This window comes from Streptomyces sp. NBRC 110611 (assembly GCF_001590865.1).
Classification (GTDB): domain Bacteria; phylum Actinomycetota; class Actinomycetes; order Streptomycetales; family Streptomycetaceae; genus Streptomyces.
The window spans coordinates 391,551-409,044 of sequence record NZ_BBUY01000003.1; the positions used below are offsets into that span (position 1 = coordinate 391,551).

The following is a 17,494-nucleotide window of genomic DNA, read 5'->3' on the forward strand; positions in this document are numbered from 1 at the left end:
TGACCGGCGTCCTCGGTGTCATCCGTAGGTGTCCCCGGGCCCCCGGCTGCCGGGCGCGCGCAGCGCTCCGTACCGGCGGGCCGGGCCTCCGGGGCCCAGCACCTTGAGCAGCTTCACGGTGCCGTGGCCCAGGTCCTCGTTGAGCCGGGCCACCAGCGTCGGGGCCAGCAGCCGCAGCTGCGTCGCCCACGCCGTCGAATCGCACTGCACCGTCAGCACCCGGGCGTCCTCGTCGTACCGCTGCGGCTCGCAGTGCTGCGCCACCTCGGGCCCCACCAGCTGCGGCCAGCGCCCCATCACCCCGCCGACCGCCGCCGGGGTCTCCCAGCCGCGCTCCGTGATCAGCCGGTTGATCGCCGCACCGAGCGGCAGCGGGTCGCGCCCGTCCGCCCGCGCGCCGGAGCGCAATCCACCGCGCCGGGCCTGCTTCTTCTGCTGCGCTGCCGCGCCCCGGGCACGCGCCTGCTCCTTGGCCGCCACCAGCGCCTGCCGAGCCAGATCCACACCGGACAGCTCCGGAGCCTTGGACTGGTCGGGCCGCTCCTCGGTCACGACGTCACCTTGCTCACGGAATCACCTTGATCATGGAGCACCTTGATCACGGGGCCGCCTTCTCCACCTTGCCGCCGGACACCGCGTAGCGCGCGCCGGCCAGCATCTTGGGCACATCGTCGGCCACCGCCGCGGTCACCAGCACCTGCTCGCCCGGTGCCACCAGCTCCGCCAGCCGCTCCCGGCGCCGCGCGTCCAGCTCGGCGAAGACGTCGTCGAGGACGAGCACCGGCTCGCCCGCCCGTCGCCCGCCACCATCCCCAGTGGAAGGCCCTTCGGGCCCTATGGGACTCTCACTCCGCAGCAGATCGTACGAGGCCAGCCGCAGCGCCAGCGCGTACGACCAGGACTCGCCATGGCTGGCGTAGCCCTTGGCCGGCAGCTGCCCCAGCTTCAGCACCAGATCGTCGCGGTGCGGGCCGACCAGCGTCACCCCGCGCTCGATCTCCTGCTTACGGGCCTCGCCGAGCGCGGCCAGCAGCGCGCCGTACAGCTCCTCGCGGGTCGCCGCGGCGGCCATCGCCTCGCCCGCCGAGCCGCGGTACTCCAGCGCCAACGGGCCACCGCCCGGTGCCAGTTGCTCATAGGCCTTGTCGGCGAGCGGCTGCAGCGCGGCGATCAGGTCGAGGCGCTGCGCCAGCAGCTCGGCGCCCGCGCGGGCCAGGTGCTGGTCCCACACGTCCAGCGTCGACAGGTCCAGCCGGCGGCCGCCGTGCCGCCGGGCCAGCGCCGCGGTCTTCAGCAGGGTGTTGCGCTGCTTGAGGACGCGGTCGTAGTCCGCACGCACCCCGGCCATCCGCGGGGAGCGCGCGGTGATCAGCTCGTCCAGGAACCGCCGGCGCTCGCCCGGATCGCCCTTGACCAGCGCCAGATCCTCCGGCGCGAACAGCACGGTCCGCACGATGCCGAGCACATCACGCGGCCTGACCTGCGAGGACCTGTTGATGCGGGCGCGGTTGGCCTTGCCCGGGTTCAGCTCCAGTTCGATCAGCTGCTGCCGGTCGCCCTGGACGACGGCGGCCCGGATGATCGCCCGCTGGGCGCCCATCCGCACCAGCGGCGCATCCGAGGAGACCCGGTGGCTGCCGAGCGTGGCGAGGTAGCCGACCGCCTCGACCAGGTTGGTCTTGCCCTGCCCGTTGGGGCCCACGAACGCCGTGACGCCCGGGTCCAGCGGGACCTCGACCCGGGCGTACGAGCGGAAGTCGGCGAGCGACAGATGCGATACGTGCATGGCGGTGCGCCGACCTCCCCCGGCTGCTTTCTGTTCCTGCTGCGTGCTTCTCGTTACTTCTTGCTGCTTCTTGCTCTTGACTCGTTACTTCTTGTTCTCGACCGCGTGGCCGCCGAACTGGTTGCGCAGCGCGGCGATCATCTTCATCTGCGGCGAGTCCTCCTGGCGGGAGGCGAAGCGGGCGAAGAGCGAGGCCGTGATCGCGGGCAGCGGTACCGCATTGTCGATGGCGGCTTCCACAGTCCACCGGCCCTCGCCGCTGTCCTGTGCATAACCGCGCAGCTTGTCCAGGTGCTCGTCGTCGTCCAGCGCGTTGACCGCCAGGTCGAGCAGCCAGGAGCGGATGACCGTGCCCTCCTGCCAGGAGCGGAAGATCTCACGCACGTCCGTGACGGAGTCGACCTTCTCCAGCAGCTCCCAGCCCTCGGCGAAGGCCTGCATCATCGCGTACTCGATGCCGTTGTGGACCATCTTCGCGAAGTGGCCGGCACCCACCTTGCCCGCGTGCACCGAGCCGAACTCGCCCTCGGGCTTGAGCGCGTCGAAGATCGGCTGCACCTTGGCGACGTCGGCCGCCTCGCCGCCGTACATCAGCGCATAGCCGTTCTCCAGGCCCCAGACGCCGCCGGAGACGCCGCAGTCGACGAAGCCGATGCCCTTGGCCCTGAGCTCCTCGGCGTGCTTCTCGTCATCGGTCCAGCGGGAGTTGCCGCCGTCCACGACGACGTCGCCCGGCGAGAGCAGCTCGGCCAGCTCGTCGACCGTGGACTGGGTGGCGGCGCCGGCCGGAACCATGACCCAGACGACGCGGGGGCCCTGCAGCCCGTCCACCATCTCCTTCAGGCTGTGGACATCCGCGAGATCCGGATTGCGGTCGTAACCGATGACCGTGTGGCCTGCGCGGCGGATGCGCTCGCGCATATTGCCGCCCATCTTGCCGAGACCGACGAGACCGAGCTCCATCAGAGACCCTCTTTGCACATAGTCGTTGCCCTTGAATCCTGACCTACGACGAGCCTACGCCCGGGCACGCACGCACACCTGTGGGCTCAGCCGCTCATTCGCCGCAGGTCAGAGGCGCGGCTGAGGGCGGCCGGTCGGCTGCGGCCGCCCCCTTGGCCTGCCAGCCGTCAGCCCGACAGCCGCACGGGCATGATCAGGTACTTGTAGGCGTCGTCCGCCTCGGCTTCCTTGGCCGGGCGGCCGCTGAGCAGCGCGGGCTTGGTGGACGTCGTGAAGGAGAGCTGGGCCACCGGGGAGTCGATGGCCGACAGGCCCTCCAGGAGGAAGCCCGGGTTGAAGGCGATCGAGATGTCATCGCCCTCCAGGTCGGCGTCGACCCTCTCCACAGCCTGTGCATCGTCGCTGGAGCCGGCCTCCAGGATCAGCACACCCTGCTCGAAGCTCAGCCGGACCGGGGTGTTCCGCTCGGCCACCAGCGCCACACGCTTGACGGCCTCCACGAACGGGGCGGTCTCGATCACGGCGACCGAATTGAACTCGGTCGGGAAGAGCGTGCGGTACTTCGGCAGGTCGCCTTCGAGCAGACGCGTGGTCGTCCGCCGCCCGGCGCCCTCGAAACCGATCAGGCCCTCGCCCTGGCCCGAGCCGGACAGCGCCAGCGTGACGGTGTCACCGCTGCTCAGCGACTTGGCGGTGTCCAGCAGCGTCTTGGCGGGGACCAGCGCGACCGCGGAGGCGTCCGGGCTCTCCGGCTTCCACAGGAACTCGCGCACCGCGAAGCGGTAGCGGTCGGTGGAGGCCAGGGTGACCGTGTCGCCCTCGATCTCGATCCGTACGCCGGTGAGCACCGGGAGGGTGTCGTCACGGCCGGCGGCGATGGCCACCTGGGAGACGGCCGACGCGAAGACCTCACCCGGGACGGTGCCGGTGGCGGTGGGCATCGTCGGCAGAGCCGGGTACTCCTCCACAGGGAGGGTGTGGAGGGTGAAGCGCGAGGAGCCGCAGACGACGGTCACCCGTACACCGTCGGTGGAAATCTCCACCGGGCGGTTCGGAAGCGCCCGGCAGATGTCGGCGAGCAGCCGGCCGGAGACCAGGACCGTGCCCTCGTCCTCCACCTCGGCCTCGACCGAGACCCGTGCGGAGACCTCGTAGTCGAAGCCGGAGAGGCTCAGCGCGCCCTCCTCCGCCTTCAGGAGCAGGCCCGCGAGGACGGGCACCGGCGGACGGGCCGGGAGGCTCTTGGCCGCCCAGGCCACTGCCTCCGCGAGTACATCGCGCTCCACCCGGATCTTCACCGGAAACCGCCTCCTGCTGTTGCTGGCTCTCGCCCTGCTGGTCTTCTTCGTCGGCTGAGGTGCCGGAGACCAGTCTGACGTACGCCACCGACAGTCGGTGCGGCTCGGGGTCAAGTCGGCTCGGCCCGCTCCGGAGGCCTCGGAGCCGACTTGTGCACAGGCCCCGTTTCCGAGCGAGTTCCCCGGTAGATATCCGTGGTCGTAGTAGTAGGCCTTGTGGAAACCGTGGACAACTGCTTCGGCGCAGGTCAGCACGGATTTTTTATCCACTGCCCCTGTGGGTGGCAGCCGTGGAAAACCCGGTGTCGCTGTGGACCGACGAAAGTTCTGCACACCCCATGCACAGGGGACGGCCACTTCTCCCCAGTGCCATCCCCAGCTTTACCCCGGTTCCCCACAGCCCAACCCAGCAACTTGATGTGACGGCTTTCACTCGGCGTGGTGAGGGCGGGTGTTGTGTTGCCGAACAGTGGACAGCGGTGTGGAGAAGCGGCAGATCGCTGGGGACAACCGCGGCTCAGCTGTGGGCGACCGGTGGACAAGCCGTCCACGGCCCTGTGGACGAAATCGTTGTCCACACCCTGTGGAAACCGTTTGGCCACAAATCCCCAACCCGCTGACCTCGTCCGATGCCCCGTCAGCCGACCGGCCTGTGGATCCCACAGGGATAACTTTCCTCTCCCCAGGGTGTGGACGGAAGATTCTTGCCCAATCTGTGGAGAGAGGCCGTGACCAGGCACGGAATCGAACAGAGTCGGCGCGCTCCACAGGTTCGGGACAGGGCGCGGAAGGCGCCGGCCGCCGGCTCCGTACGACGAAGGGCGCCCCGGGAGCGGGTCCCGGAGCGCCCTGGATGCGCCTACGGCGGCGGCCTCAGCCGTTCTTGATGCGGTTGGTCAGCTCGGTGACCTGGTTGTAGATCGAGCGGCGCTCGGCCATCAGCGCGCGGATCTTGCGGTCCGCGTGCATCACGGTCGTATGGTCCCGGCCGCCGAACTGCGCGCCGATCTTCGGCAGCGAGAGATCGGTCAGCTCACGGCAGAGGTACATGGCGATCTGCCGGGCGGTGACCAGCACCCTGCTGCGCGAGGAGCCGCACAGATCGTCGATGGTCAGCCCGAAGTAGTCGGCGGTGGACGCCATGATCGCGGTCGCGGTGATCTCCGGTGCGGCGTCCTCGCCCCCGGGGATCAGGTCCTTCAGGACGATCTCGGTGAGCCCCAGATCCACCGGCTGCCGGTTGAGCGAGGCGAACGCGGTCACCCGGATCAGCGCACCCTCCAGCTCGCGGATGTTGCGCGAGATCCGGGACGCGATGAACTCCAGCACCTCCGGCGGCGCGTTCAGCTGCTCCTGCACCGCCTTCTTGCGGAGGATCGCGATCCGCGTCTCCAGCTCGGGCGGCTGGACGTCGGTGATCAGACCCCACTCGAAGCGGTTGCGCAGCCGGTCCTCCAGGGTGACCAGCTGCTTGGGCGGCCGGTCGGAGGACAGCACGATCTGCTTGTTCGCGTTGTGCAGCGTATTGAAGGTGTGGAAGAACTCCTCCTGGGTCGACTCCTTGCTCGCCAGGAACTGGATGTCGTCGACCAACAGGATGTCCATGTCGCGGTAGCGCTTGCGGAACGCGTCCGCCTTGCCGTCGCGGATGGAGTTGATGAACTCGTTGGTGAACTCCTCCGAGCTCACGTACCGCACCCGGGTGCCCGGATACAGGCTCCGTGCGTAGTGCCCGATCGCATGCAGGAGATGGGTCTTGCCGAGGCCCGACTCCCCATAGATGAACAGGGGGTTGTACGCCTTGGCCGGCGCCTCGGCGACGGCGACCGCGGCGGCGTGCGCGAAGCGGTTCGAGGCCCCGATGACGAAGGTGTCGAAGAGGTACTTGGGGTTCAGCCGCGCGGTCGGCTCACCGGGGCCGGTCGCCGGCGCGGGCTGTGCGGCGAGCGGGCCGGGCGCGCCGCTGGGCGCGGAGGGGACGGCGCCGGGGCCGGAGCGGCCGTTGTGGTTGCCATGGCCGTTGTGGCCACTGGGCTGGTGCTCGGGGAGCTCGCGGCGCTGCGGCTCGTACGAGGGGTGCGGGGCGTCGGTGTGCGGCGGCGGCCCGCTGTGCTCAGGTGCCTGCGGGCGGTAGTCGCTCGGTGCCTGCTGGTGCTGCGGCTGTCCGGAGGCGGACGGCGCACCGTAGGGCTCGCGCCACTGCTCCGGGGCCGATTCGCGCTCGGGGAAGCCGCCGAGGTGCTGCTGCTGCCAGCCGTAGTCCTCGCGGGGGCCGGGGCCGCCGGCCATCGTGCCGGAGTGCTGCGGCCAGGCGCCGGGCTCGTGCCGGGGCTGCTGGTACTCGGGGTAGGCGGGCCGGACGTTGGGCAGGTCGTCGCCTTGGCGGCCGTACCCCTGCCGGGTCTCGTGCCGGGGCTCGTAGTCGTAGGCGTCGTGCTGCTGCGGTGCCGGCCGCTGCTGGTGGTGCGGGGGCTGCTGCGGCGACTGGGGCGGCTGGGGCTGCTGCGGCGCGGCCGGGGACGGTGCCGAGGGGGCCTCGGACGAGTCGTCCACGGTGATCGCGATCCGGATCGGGCGGCCGCACTCATGGCTGAGGGCCTCCCCGATCAGCGGCGCCAGCCGGCCTTCGAGCACGCCCTTGGCGAATTCGTTGGGGACGGCGAGCAGCGCGGTGTCGGCCACCAGCGCAAGCGGCTGGGTGCGCTTGAGCCAGTCCTGGTCCTTGGGCTTGAGGCCGTCGGCCTCCGCGCGAAGGAGATGATCGAGGACGCGGGGCCACACTGCGGCAAGATCAGCAGGTACATCAGCCACAGGGCACGCTCTCTCACAGTCCCACGAATGTGTGATTCTCAGGACGGGCGGGAAGGAAATGGAGTTCAGCCACGGTAGTCAGGGCGGGCCTGGGGATTCAAGTTGTTGTCCACAGGCTGTGCATACTGTGTCCTGACAAGGGCCCGCTCGGCCTCCCGGGGAGCGGGTTTGACCGGATGGCGTAGCCGCGCGTACCGTGACCAGGTCGAGTTGTCGATGGCTGCTGCCGCCTGCCTCCGATGGGCAAAGATCGCGCACTGGGCGATCGTGAAGCGGTGCACTCGGGCGTTGCGAGCTACTCGTGGGCGCACGGTGACAGCCAACGACGCCCCACATCTGTCTCATCCCTGAGACAACAAGCATTCCTGGAGCCCCCGAGTGAGCAAGCGCACCTTCCAGCCGAACAACCGCCGTCGCGCGAAGACCCACGGTTTCCGTCTGCGCATGCGGACCCGTGCCGGCCGCGCCATCCTCGCGTCGCGCCGCAGCAAGGGTCGCGCCCGCCTGTCGGCCTGAGCAGCCTGACCCTAGGTCCATGACGTGCTGCCTACCGAAAATCGGCTGAGGCGGCGCGAGGACTTCGCGACCGCGGTACGCCGGGGACGCAGGGCCGGGCGCCCGCTCCTTGTCGTGCATTGTCGTAGCGGTGCAACGGACCCGCACGCGCCGGGGGAACAGATCCCCCCACCGCGTGCGGGTTTCGTCGTGAGCAAGGCCATTGGCACCGCGGTCGTGCGCAACAAGGTCAAGCGGAGGCTGCGCCACCTCGTGCGTGACCGGCTGGACCGGCTTCCCGCCGGTAGCCTGGTTGTCGTACGGGCCCTGCCCGGCGCGGGTGACGCGGATCACGACCAGCTGGCCCGTGACCTGGACGCCGCCCTCGGGCGGCTGCTGGGAGGGGCGCCGAAAGGCTGCAATCCCCCGGGGGCCGCGACCGGCAGCGGCCGCGCCGCGGGAACCCGGAACCCCGGACGGGGCCCGGGAGGGAGCGCACAGTGAAGTACCCGCTGCTGCTTTTGATCAAGATCTACCAGTGGACCATCAGCCCCCTGTTGGGCCCGGTCTGCAAGTACTACCCGTCGTGCTCGCACTATGGCTACACGGCCATCGACCGGCACGGCGCGGTGAAAGGGACTGCGCTGACCGTCTGGCGCATCCTGCGCTGCAACCCGTGGTCGCTCGGTGGCGTCGACCACGTCCCTCCCCGGAAGCGTCCGGTCTGGCATCAGCGGCTGAGGAGCCGCCTGGGTGGGACCGCTGTCCATGAGCCCGCCGCCCAGCCCGAGACTCAGCCCAACGCCCAAGGAGCCTGATTCGTGGACACGATCCTGAATCCTCTCTATTACGCCGTTTCCTGGATCATCGTCCAGTTCCACTCGTTCTTCAGCCTGATCTTCGACAGGAACAGTGGCGCGGCGTGGGGTCTGTCCATCGTCTCGCTGGTGGTGCTGATCCGGATCTGCCTGATCCCGCTCTTCGTGAAGCAGATCAAGGCGACGCGGAACATGCAGGCGCTCCAGCCGAAGATGAAGGCGATCCAGGAGCGCTACAAGAGCGACAAGCAGCGCCAGTCCGAAGAGATGATGAAGCTCTACAAGGAGACGGGCACCAACCCGCTCTCGAGCTGTCTCCCGATTCTGGCGCAGTCCCCCTTCTTCATCGCTCTGTACCAGGTCCTGAACCACATCGCGAACAACGAGAAGGTCGGCGTCATCGACAAGGCGCTGCTGGAGAGCGCGCAGAAGGCGCACATCTTCGGCGCTCCGATGGCGGCGAAGTTCAACGACACCGCGGCCAAGCTCGACGCGCTCGGCGCCTCGCTGACCGACGTCCGGGTCGTCACGGTCATCATGGTCGTACTGATGTCGCTGTCGCAGTTCTACACGCAGCGCCAGCTGATGACGAAGAACGTCGACCTCACGGTGAAGACGCCGTTCATGCAGCAGCAGAAGATGCTGATGTACGTCTTCCCGGTCATGTTCGCCCTCTTCGGTCTCTTCGTCCCGGGCTTCCCGGTCGGTGTGCTCGTCTACTGGCTGACCACCAACGTGTGGACCATGGGTCAGCAGATGTTCGTCATCCGTCGTAACCCGACTCCGGGCAGCAAGGCCTTCACGGAGCGCCAGGAGCGGCTGCGGGCCAAGGGCAAGATCGTGGAGAGCCCGGCCGAGATCGAGGCGAAGCAGGCCGCCGAGGAGGCGCGCCAGAACCGTCAGCAGCCCAAGCGCCAGACGAAGGCCAAGCGGCAGGCCGGCGGCGCTGCCCCGGCCGGCGGGCAGCGGACGCGGGCGCGCTCCGGTCAGGGCGCTGCGGAGAAGCAGTCGCTGGAGAAGAAGGACGCGCAGGAGGGCAAGGAGAAGGGCGGCGCCTCCGGGTCTCGTACCGCCAAGTCCGGTCAGCGCAAGGGCCAGCAGCGCCCCAAGCACCCGTCCAAGAAGTAAGAAGGAGTCCTTTCGTGACGGACACGACCCCTGCCGCCGAGGGCACCGACACCCTGACCCGCTTGGAGCAGGAAGGCGAGATCGCGGCCGACTACCTCGAGGGCCTGCTGGACATCGCCGACCTCGATGGCGATATCGACATGGACGTCGAGGCCGACCGCGCCGCAGTGTCGATCATCGGTGATTCGGCCAGCCGTGACCTGCAGAAGCTTGTGGGGCGCGACGGCGAGGTGCTGGAGGCGCTGCAGGAGCTGACCCGGCTGGCCGTGCACCGGGAAACCGGGGACCGCAGTCGTCTGATGCTGGACATCGCGGGCTACCGTGCGCGCAAGCGCGAGCAGCTCACGAAGATCGGCGCGAAGGCGGCGGAGGAGGCCCAGGGCACCGGTCAGCCGGTGAAGCTGGACCCGATGACGCCGTTCGAGCGCAAGGTCGTCCATGACGCGGTGGCGGCGGCCGGCCTTCGGAGCGAGTCCGAGGGCGAGGAGCCGCAGCGCCGAGTGGTTGTCCTCCCGGCCTGACCGCTCAGCGCGTCCGTTTTCTTGGCCCCGTCTGCTCGCAGGCGGGGCCAAAAGTTGTCAGCGTTCTGTGTTATTCCGGGTGCGTAGGCCGGCGTAGGCCCGGTTCCCGACAGGAAAAGCAGTCCAGAAGGAAGGGCGGTTCCCGTGGCGGAGGCAGCAGCAGAGCTCCCTCCTGCGCCGAAGGCGGCGCAGGAGGTATTCGGCGAGCGCTTTCCGGAGGCTGTGCGGTACGGCGAACTGCTCGCCGACGCCGGTGTGACGCGAGGGCTGATCGGCCCGCGTGAGGTGCCACGGCTGTGGGAGCGGCATCTGCTGAACTGCGCAGTGCTCTCCGAGGTGGTGCCCGAGGGCGTCTCGGTCTGTGACGTGGGTTCGGGGGCCGGGCTGCCCGGTATCCCGCTGGCTCTGGTGCGTCCGGATCTGAAGATCATGCTCCTGGAGCCGCTGCTGCGGCGGACGACTTTCCTGCAGGAGGTCGTCGAGCTGCTCGGCCTCGACCATGTCACGGTCATGCGGGGCCGGGCCGAAGAGGTCATGGGGAAGATCCCGCAGGTGCATGTGGTGACCGCGCGTGCGGTCGCCCCGCTCGACCGGCTGGCCGGCTGGGGCGTCCCGCTGCTGCGGCCGTACGGGGAGATGCTGGCGCTCAAGGGCGATGCCGCGGAGGAGGAGCTGAAGGGTGCCCGGGCGGCGCTGAGCAAGCTGGGCGTGGTGGCGACCTCGGTGGTGCATGTCGGCGAGGGGATTGTGGATCCGCCGTCGACCGTGGTGCGGGTCGAGGTGGGCGAGAGCCCTGGTGGTGTGCGCTTCGCGGCCAAGCGGGCGAAGGCCGCACGGGCCAGCCGTGCGTCCAGGGGGCGCCGGCGCTGAAGCCCTCGGGCCGGAGAAATCCGGCCCGGCATGGTGGTGAGATGCGCTCCGTTCCGCGAAACAGGGGAATGAGCGAATTTCATAAACCCCATCAAACGACACAAGACGGAGTGTCGCGGCTTATTCAGACGCGACGCTGGCATCGTGTTTCACGTGAAACGTCGTTCTCTGCTGCATGGGATCATCGGCCGCGGTCGCGCGGCCGCCGCGCCGCGCGACCGTAAACCCACACGGGTCACGGGACTGTCCACAGACGTGGAGTTGTCCACAGGAGAACGGACCTCACTGGTTCACGGCACCGAAAGCATGGCAGGCTCTGAGCATTGCGAGCCAGATGTCGAGGAGAGTGAATCCGTGCGGTCCGACGCCAACATCGCGGGACCGATGACCGATCCGGTCCCCGGTCCCCGTAGCGAGCCGTTCGGGGATGACGTTTCACGTGAAACGGTGCCCCCGACGGATGACACCCCGATCGGTCGTGCAGCTCAGCTGGCGGTGGAGACATTTGGCCGCGCAGGTGAGGGGTTGCCCAGACCTGAACAGACGCGGGTCATGGTGGTCGCCAACCAGAAGGGCGGGGTCGGTAAGACCACGACGACGGTGAACCTGGCGGCCTCGCTGGCCCTGCACGGGGCCCGGGTGCTGGTGATCGACCTCGACCCCCAGGGCAACGCATCGACTGCGTTGGGGATCGACCATCACGCCGAAGTGCCGTCGATTTACGACGTATTGGTGGAGAGCAAGCCGCTCGCCGATGTGGTGCAGCCGGTCGTGGATGTGGAGGGACTGTTCTGTGCGCCTGCCACGATCGACCTGGCCGGTGCCGAGATCGAGCTGGTCTCGCTGGTAGCACGCGAAAGCCGGCTGGACCGGGCGATCAAGGCGTACGAGCAGCCGCTGGACTACATCTTCATCGACTGCCCGCCCTCACTCGGCCTGCTGACCGTCAACGCCCTGGTCGCCGGAGCCGAGGTGCTGATTCCGATTCAGTGCGAGTACTACGCGCTGGAAGGGCTCGGCCAACTGCTGCGGAACGTCGATCTGGTGCGGGGGCATCTCAACCCCGGGCTCCATGTCTCGACGATTCTGCTCACCATGTACGACGGGCGCACCCGGCTGGCCTCGCAGGTGGCCGAAGAGGTACGCAATCACTTCGGCCATGAGGTGCTCCGGACGAGCATTCCGCGCTCGGTCCGCATCTCCGAGGCACCCAGCTATGGGCAGACCGTGCTCACCTACGACCCGGGGTCCAGTGGTTCGCTCTCCTATCTGGAAGCGGCCCGAGAGATCGCGTTGCGTGGGGTCCCGCAGACCGGGGGCCAGGGCCTCAGCGTCAACTATGAAGGACAGCACAGCATCCCGGAGGGGACCCAGTGAGCGAACGACGTAGAGGCCTGGGCCGGGGGCTCGGTGCGCTGATCCCCGCGGCCTCACAGCGCACGGACCCTGCCGGACCCGCGGTGGGACCGGGGGCGACATCGCCGTCGGCCGTACCCGTCCTGGCGCAGGAGCGAGGAGTGGCAGCCGCCAAGGTGGCATCGCTGCCGGTGCGCGATGTTTCACGTGAAACAGAAGCGCCGGCCGGAGCCGACACGACAGCGGATCTGCCGACGGTGGCGGGCGCGCACTTCGCCGAAGTGCCGTTGGACGCGATCACACCGAATCCGCGTCAGCCGCGTACAGAGTTCGACGAGGACGCGCTGGCGGAGTTGGTCGTCTCCATCCAGGAGGTCGGCCTGCTCCAGCCGGTGGTGGTCCGTCAGGCCGGCCCGGAGAAGTATGAACTCATCATGGGCGAGCGTCGCTGGCGGGCGTCGCGTGAGGCCGGACTGAAGAAGATCCCCGCCATCGTCAGGGAAACCGACGATGAGAAACTCCTCCTTGACGCGCTCCTGGAGAACCTGCACCGGGCGCAGCTCAATCCGCTGGAAGAGGCCGCTGCCTACGACCAGTTGCTGAAGGACTTCCAGTGCACGCATGACGAACTGGCCGACCGGATCGGGCGCTCGCGTCCGCTGGTCTCCAACACCCTGCGTCTGCTGAACCTCTCGCCGTCGGTGCAGAAGCGGCTTGCCGCGGGAGTGCTCTCCGCAGGACATGCCCGAGCCCTGCTGCCGGTGGAGGACTCGGAGGAGCAGGATCACCTGGCACGCCGCATCGTGGCGGAGGGGCTGTCGGTGCGCACGGTCGAGGAGATCGTGAAGCTGATGGGCTCGACGCCGAAGAGCGCGAGCAAGGCGAAGGGTCCCCGAGCGGGCACCCGGGTGTCCCCGGCACTCACCGATCTCGCCACTCGGTTGTCCGATCGCTTCGAGACCAGGGTGAAGGTCGACCTGGGGCAGAAGAAGGGAAAGATCGTTGTCGAGTTCGCCTCGATAGACGATCTGGAGCGCATTCTCGGCACCCTCGCTCCCGGTGAGGGGCGTGTCCTGGGCAAGTCGCTGGCCGAGGAACAGAAGGACGACGAGTGAGCTGACGCCTCTGGCCCCGGGGGCGGGGTGTGTTCCGGCAGCTCTGCCGGAACACACCCCGCCCTTTGCTTTCTCCCGGTACCCGTGCCCGTAAAGGGTGGATACGATGCGTTCGGGTATGGCACGCGTCCATGTGGAGACACCTCATAGCGAGGAGACGGCCATGCGATCGGTGAGCCGCACCGGACTGCTGGCAGCGGGTTTCGGTCTTGCAGTCGTGGGAGGGTTCGTTGGTGGTCTGCTCAGGGAGCAGGCGGCGCTGACGGCGCTGCGTGGTGCGGCAGGCGAGAGAAGTGAGGACCTGGTTTCATGGGCCGTCGGCTCGTACCGCTCACGCTGGACAACCTTCCGGATCTCCCCAAGCGCTGTCGCTCCTGCGTCTTCTGGGAGCTCGACCCCGTCAGTGGCGAGGCCGCGGTAAAGGCGGGGCGTCCGGAGCTGGAGAAGGAAGCCTGGATCTCGGCGGTACTACTGGAGTGGGGATCCTGCGGGCGGGTCGTTTATGTCGACGAGGTACCCGTGGGGTTTGTGATGTACGCCCCGCCGGCCTATGTGCCGCGCTCCATGGCCTTCCCCACCAGTCCGGTGTCGCCGGATGCGGTGCAGTTGCTGACGGCGTGGCTGATCCCCGGCTACCAGGGACAGGGGCTGGGACGGGTGATGGTCCAGACAGTCGCCAAGGACCTCATCCAGCGGGGCTTCAAGGCCATCGAGGCGTTTGGCGACGCCCGCTGGACCGAGCCGGCCTGTGTGCTGCCCGCCGATCATCTCCTCGCGGTCGGGTTCAAGACCGTACGTCCCCACCCCCGCTTTCCCCGGTTGCGTCTGGAGCTGCGGGCCACGATCTCGTGGAAGGAAGATGTGGAGCTGGCGCTCGACCGTCTGCTGGGAGCCGTTCAGAAGGAGCCGGCCCTGCGGCCGCTGTAGGGCCGGGCGATCGCGCGGCAGGATGTTTCACGTGAAACACGGCGCTCTGTTTCACGTGAAACAGCGAACGGGCCCGCCCCTCGATGTGGGCGGGCCCGTTTCACGTGAAACAGCGACGGCGTGCCTCAGGCGAGGAAGTCCTCCAGGTCGCGCTCGATCGCGGCCTTCGCCTTGGCGCCGACGATGGTCTTCACGACCTCGCCGTCCTTGTAGACGTTCATGGTCGGGATCGACATCACACCGTACTTGGCGGTGGTCGCCGGGTTCTCATCGGTGTTCAGCTTCGCGATGACGATCTCGTCGTGCTCGGCGGCAATAGCCTCCAGGGAGGGGGCGATCTGGCGGCACGGGCCGCACCAGGTGGCCCAGAAGTCCACGAGGACGGGCTTGTCGCTCTTGAGGACGACCTCTTCGAAGTTGGCGTCCGTGACGGTCACCGTGGCGCCTGCCATGGCAATCTCCTTACTGCGTGGGTGATGGGAAAGCTGGGTGCGCGAGTCAGACGGAAGCGGTCTTGTCCGGCTCGGCCACTGCCTCGCCGTCCGACATCGCAGCGAGGAACCGCTCGGCGTCGAGGGCGGCGGAGCAGCCCGTGCCGGCCGCGGTGATGGCCTGGCGGTAGGTGTGGTCGACCACATCGCCGGCGGCGAAGACGCCCGACAGGTTGGTGCGGGTGCTGGGCGCGTCGACCTTGAGGTATCCCTCGTCGTCGAGGTTCAGCTGGCCTTTGAAAAGCTCGGTCCGCGGGTCGTGCCCGATCGCGATGAAGAGACCGGTGACGGGGAGCTCGGAGTTCTCGCCGGTCTTGACGTTGCGCAGCGTCAGACTCTCCAGCTTGCTCTCACCATGGATCTCGGCGACCTCGCTGTCCCAGATGAACTTGATCTTCGGGTCGGCGAAGGCACGCTCCTGCATCGCCTTGCTGGCCCGCAGGGCGTTGCGGCGGTGGACGACCGTGACCGACTTGGCGAAGCGGGAGAGGAAGGTGGCCTCCTCCATCGCGGTGTCACCACCACCGATGACGGCGATGTCCTGGTCCTTGAAGAAGAACCCGTCGCAGGTGGCGCACCAGGAGACGCCACGGCCGGACAGCTCGTCCTCACGGGGCAGGCCGAGCTTGCGGTGCTGAGAGCCGGTGGCGACGATGACGGCCTTCGCGCGGTGCACCGTGCCCGCGGTGTCGGTGACCGTCTTGATCTCGTCGCTGAGATCGACCGCGACGATGTCGTCCGGCACGAGCTCGGCCCCGAAGCGCTCGGCCTGAGCGCGCATGTTGTCCATCAGGTCCGGTCCCATGATGCCGTCGCGGAAACCGGGGAAGTTCTCCACGTCGGTGGTGGTCATCAACGCTCCTCCGGCGGTGACGGCACCTTCGAAGACGAGAGGCTTCAGGGACGCACGGGCGGTGTAGAGCGCTGCGGTGTAGCCCGCGGGCCCGGAGCCGATGATGATCACGTTGCGGACGTCGCTCACGGGTGTCTTCCTTGTCTCTGCCGACTGCTTGCTGGGGCCTGGGGAACTCTCACCCCACCCAACGGATCCTACGGGGCGAGCATTCCCGGAGTGGCACAGCGCACTTCTCGCCGCTCAGTCTCGCGGGTACGAGCGCGACAGCAGCACCTTCCCAGAAGCCGGCGGTGTGGCGGAGGCACAGGAGGAAGCCACGACATACGCCGAGACACGCTGGGGGTCGGCCGGATCCGGAAGGATGACGAGGAATGCGTCCTCGCCCTGGTACCGGGTGCGGCTGGACACCAGTGGTGCCTCCGGGCGCCCTATGCCCTGGCGGACGCACGCGGGAATCGCGTCGGTGGTGCCCCGAAAAGGGGTGTCGGGGGAGCTGCGCGCGCCGATGCCCGGGGACATGTGCGGCCTCTTGGACGCGAGCAGATCGCGGACATGCGCTCCAAGGCTGGCGGCGGTGAGACCGGCCGCTCCGTCCGAGCTCTTCGGTGTGGCGATGGCCTCATCCTGGCGTGCCCGGGTGCCGTCCATGGCGGCGTGCTGGACGAGCAGGCCACCCAGGCTGAGGACCACCGCGGCCGCTGCGGTGGCCAGCAGAATGCGGTGCCGGCGCCGTGAACGGGGGGATCGGCGGTCCGGCGTGTCCCTGCCCGGTCCGGTGGCCCCCCGTGGGCGCCCCGCGGGACGGCTGGACGGTGTTCCGCGGTCGTGAGAGGCGGCGTCGGGGGCACGGTCGGTTTCGGTGCCGGTTTCACGTGAAACGGAGACGGGGACGGAAGCAGGGGCAGTACCGGTTTCACGTGAAACAGCGAGGGGGACGTCGTCCGCTTCACGTGGAGCGGAGACCGAGGTGACAACTGTTTCATGTGAAACATGGCCGCCCGAGCCAGGGGCGGTGGCATCCAGCAGCGCCTCGGCGGCAAGGGCGGCGTCGATGCGCTCGGCGATATCGGTCGGCATCCGTGACGGGCTGGGAAGCGTGCCGAGCAGTCCCCGGATCTCTTCCAGCGACGCATAGACGTCCTCGCACAGCTCACAGGCCGCGAGATGGTCGCGCAGATCCGCGGTGCGGGAGAGGGAGAGCAGTCCGTCGGAGAGTTTGCAGATCTCGGAGACCTCCGGGTGCTCACCCGTGCCGGTCGTCGACGTCACGCTCGCCCACCTCCGTCCTTCACGGCACCGGTGCCCGTTGGTCCTGCCGTGGGTGGGACGGATGTCCCCGGCGCCCGGTTCCTTCCCCTGCTTGCCGGTTCGCTACCCCCGTCGCCGGCGCGCAGATGGGTGACCAAGGGGAGGAGCCGAGCACGGCCTCGTGCGCAGCGGCTTTTCACTGTTCCGGTCGGGACATCGAGGATCGCGGCGGCTTCTGCGACCGGATAGCCCTGCATATCGACGAGGACGAGCGCGGCTCGCTGTTCCTCGGGGAGGGTGTGCAGCGCGCGGAGCAGTTCACGATGCAGATCCTCGCGTTCGGCGGGGGCCGCGGCGGACTCCTCCGGCTCGAGGAGCTGCTCCAGCCGTTCGGTCTCGGCGACGGGGGAGGTACGCCGGGAGGCGGCCTTGCGGGCCCGGTCGAGGCAGGCATTGACGGTGATGCGGTGCAGCCAGGTCGTCACGGCGGACTGGCCACGGAAGGTGTGCGCCGAGCGATAGGCGGATACCAGGGCATCCTGCACGGCGTCAGCGGCTTCCTCGCGGTCGCCGAGGGTCCGCAGTGCCACGGCCCAGAGCCGATCGCGGTGCCGCCGGACGATCTCCCCGAACGCGTCGGGGGCGCCTTTCACATGCAGGGCGAGGAGATCGGCGTCGGTTGGTGTCGAACCTGCGTCGCTGTCGGTGGACACGGGCCCCCCGGCCGTAGCTGCCTGATCTCGGGTCCCATTGAAGCCCGCCGGGTGCAGAAAGTAAATGAGCCGAACGACCGCCGAACCCGGCTGACCAG

17 protein-coding genes and 1 pseudogene are annotated in these 17,494 nt (G+C 68.6%); 9 read left to right on the forward strand and 9 right to left on the reverse strand.

The window, feature by feature from the left end:
* Window positions 1-18: 18 nt before the first annotated feature.
* The 5 genes from AZE13_RS09960 to dnaA form a co-directional block, all read right to left on the reverse strand.
* Window positions 19-552, reverse strand: coding sequence for a DUF721 domain-containing protein (locus tag AZE13_RS09960; protein WP_066929165.1), 534 nt, complete (start codon window positions 550-552; stop codon window positions 19-21).
* Window positions 553-598: 46 nt separating this feature from the next.
* Entirely contained in the window at window positions 599-1,786 is a 1,188-nt protein-coding gene (gene recF / locus AZE13_RS09965; RefSeq protein WP_066929167.1) for a DNA replication/repair protein RecF, read from the reverse strand.
* 84 nt (window positions 1,787-1,870) lie between these two features.
* Window positions 1,871-2,749, reverse strand: coding sequence for a phosphogluconate dehydrogenase (NAD(+)-dependent, decarboxylating) (gene gnd, locus AZE13_RS09970; RefSeq protein ID WP_066929169.1), 879 nt, complete (start codon window positions 2,747-2,749; stop codon window positions 1,871-1,873).
* A 167-nt stretch (window positions 2,750-2,916) separates the two neighbouring features.
* Complete coding sequence (dnaN, locus tag AZE13_RS09975) at window positions 2,917-4,047, reverse strand: DNA polymerase III subunit beta (protein ID WP_066929171.1); 1,131 nt, start codon at window positions 4,045-4,047, stop codon at window positions 2,917-2,919.
* Between the two features lie 873 nt (window positions 4,048-4,920).
* A complete protein-coding gene (gene dnaA, locus AZE13_RS09980; RefSeq protein ID WP_066929174.1) occupies window positions 4,921-6,858 on the reverse strand; it encodes a chromosomal replication initiator protein DnaA in 1,938 nt (645 codons plus the stop codon).
* A gap of 378 nt (window positions 6,859-7,236) precedes the next feature.
* On the opposite strand from dnaA, the gene rpmH reads away from it, so the two are divergent.
* From rpmH to AZE13_RS10025, 9 genes and pseudogenes are all read left to right on the forward strand, one after another.
* Window positions 7,237-7,374 (forward strand): 50S ribosomal protein L34, encoded by a 138-nt coding sequence (rpmH, locus tag AZE13_RS09985; RefSeq protein WP_003956500.1) that lies wholly within the window; start codon window positions 7,237-7,239, stop codon window positions 7,372-7,374.
* Between the two features lie 24 nt (window positions 7,375-7,398).
* A pseudogene (gene rnpA / locus AZE13_RS09990) lies at window positions 7,399-7,767 on the forward strand (ribonuclease P protein component); the annotation flags it as partial.
* An 86-nt stretch (window positions 7,768-7,853) separates the two neighbouring features.
* The gene (gene yidD, locus AZE13_RS09995) at window positions 7,854-8,171 is read left to right on the forward strand and encodes a membrane protein insertion efficiency factor YidD (protein WP_066929178.1); all 318 of its coding nucleotides are present in this window, start codon (window positions 7,854-7,856) and stop codon (window positions 8,169-8,171) included.
* 3 nt (window positions 8,172-8,174) lie between these two features.
* Window positions 8,175-9,299: a membrane protein insertase YidC gene (yidC, locus tag AZE13_RS10000; protein ID WP_066929180.1), complete on the forward strand. Its 1,125-nt coding sequence runs from the start codon at window positions 8,175-8,177 to the stop codon at window positions 9,297-9,299.
* 14 nt (window positions 9,300-9,313) lie between these two features.
* The gene (locus tag AZE13_RS10005; RefSeq protein ID WP_066929182.1) at window positions 9,314-9,820 is read left to right on the forward strand and encodes a protein jag; all 507 of its coding nucleotides are present in this window, start codon (window positions 9,314-9,316) and stop codon (window positions 9,818-9,820) included.
* Window positions 9,821-9,964: 144 nt separating this feature from the next.
* Window positions 9,965-10,690 (forward strand): 16S rRNA (guanine(527)-N(7))-methyltransferase RsmG, encoded by a 726-nt coding sequence (rsmG, locus tag AZE13_RS10010; RefSeq protein ID WP_066929184.1) that lies wholly within the window; start codon window positions 9,965-9,967, stop codon window positions 10,688-10,690.
* A 306-nt stretch (window positions 10,691-10,996) separates the two neighbouring features.
* Window positions 10,997-12,067, forward strand: coding sequence for a ParA family protein (locus AZE13_RS10015; RefSeq protein WP_079123856.1), 1,071 nt, complete (start codon window positions 10,997-10,999; stop codon window positions 12,065-12,067).
* On the forward strand, window positions 12,064-13,161 hold the full coding sequence (locus tag AZE13_RS10020; protein ID WP_079123857.1) for a ParB/RepB/Spo0J family partition protein: 1,098 nt from the start codon (window positions 12,064-12,066) through the stop codon (window positions 13,159-13,161). The genes AZE13_RS10015 and AZE13_RS10020 overlap by 4 nt, the downstream gene beginning before the upstream one ends.
* A gap of 309 nt (window positions 13,162-13,470) precedes the next feature.
* A complete protein-coding gene (locus AZE13_RS10025) occupies window positions 13,471-14,088 on the forward strand; it encodes a GNAT family N-acetyltransferase (protein ID WP_066929190.1) in 618 nt (205 codons plus the stop codon).
* A 125-nt stretch (window positions 14,089-14,213) separates the two neighbouring features.
* Here AZE13_RS10025 and trxA read toward each other — a convergent pair whose 3' ends face one another.
* The 4 genes from trxA to sigM form a co-directional block, all read right to left on the reverse strand.
* Window positions 14,214-14,540 (reverse strand): thioredoxin, encoded by a 327-nt coding sequence (gene trxA / locus AZE13_RS10030; protein WP_066929192.1) that lies wholly within the window; start codon window positions 14,538-14,540, stop codon window positions 14,214-14,216.
* Between the two features lie 46 nt (window positions 14,541-14,586).
* The gene (gene trxB, locus AZE13_RS10035; RefSeq protein WP_066929194.1) at window positions 14,587-15,561 is read right to left on the reverse strand and encodes a thioredoxin-disulfide reductase; all 975 of its coding nucleotides are present in this window, start codon (window positions 15,559-15,561) and stop codon (window positions 14,587-14,589) included.
* Between the two features lie 114 nt (window positions 15,562-15,675).
* Complete coding sequence (locus tag AZE13_RS10040) at window positions 15,676-16,704, reverse strand: hypothetical protein (RefSeq protein ID WP_066929196.1); 1,029 nt, start codon at window positions 16,702-16,704, stop codon at window positions 15,676-15,678.
* Window positions 16,701-17,396: an RNA polymerase sigma factor SigM gene (gene sigM / locus AZE13_RS10045; protein WP_066929198.1), complete on the reverse strand. Its 696-nt coding sequence runs from the start codon at window positions 17,394-17,396 to the stop codon at window positions 16,701-16,703. Before sigM ends, AZE13_RS10040 begins: the two co-directional genes overlap by 4 nt.
* Window positions 17,397-17,494 lie beyond the last annotated feature (98 nt).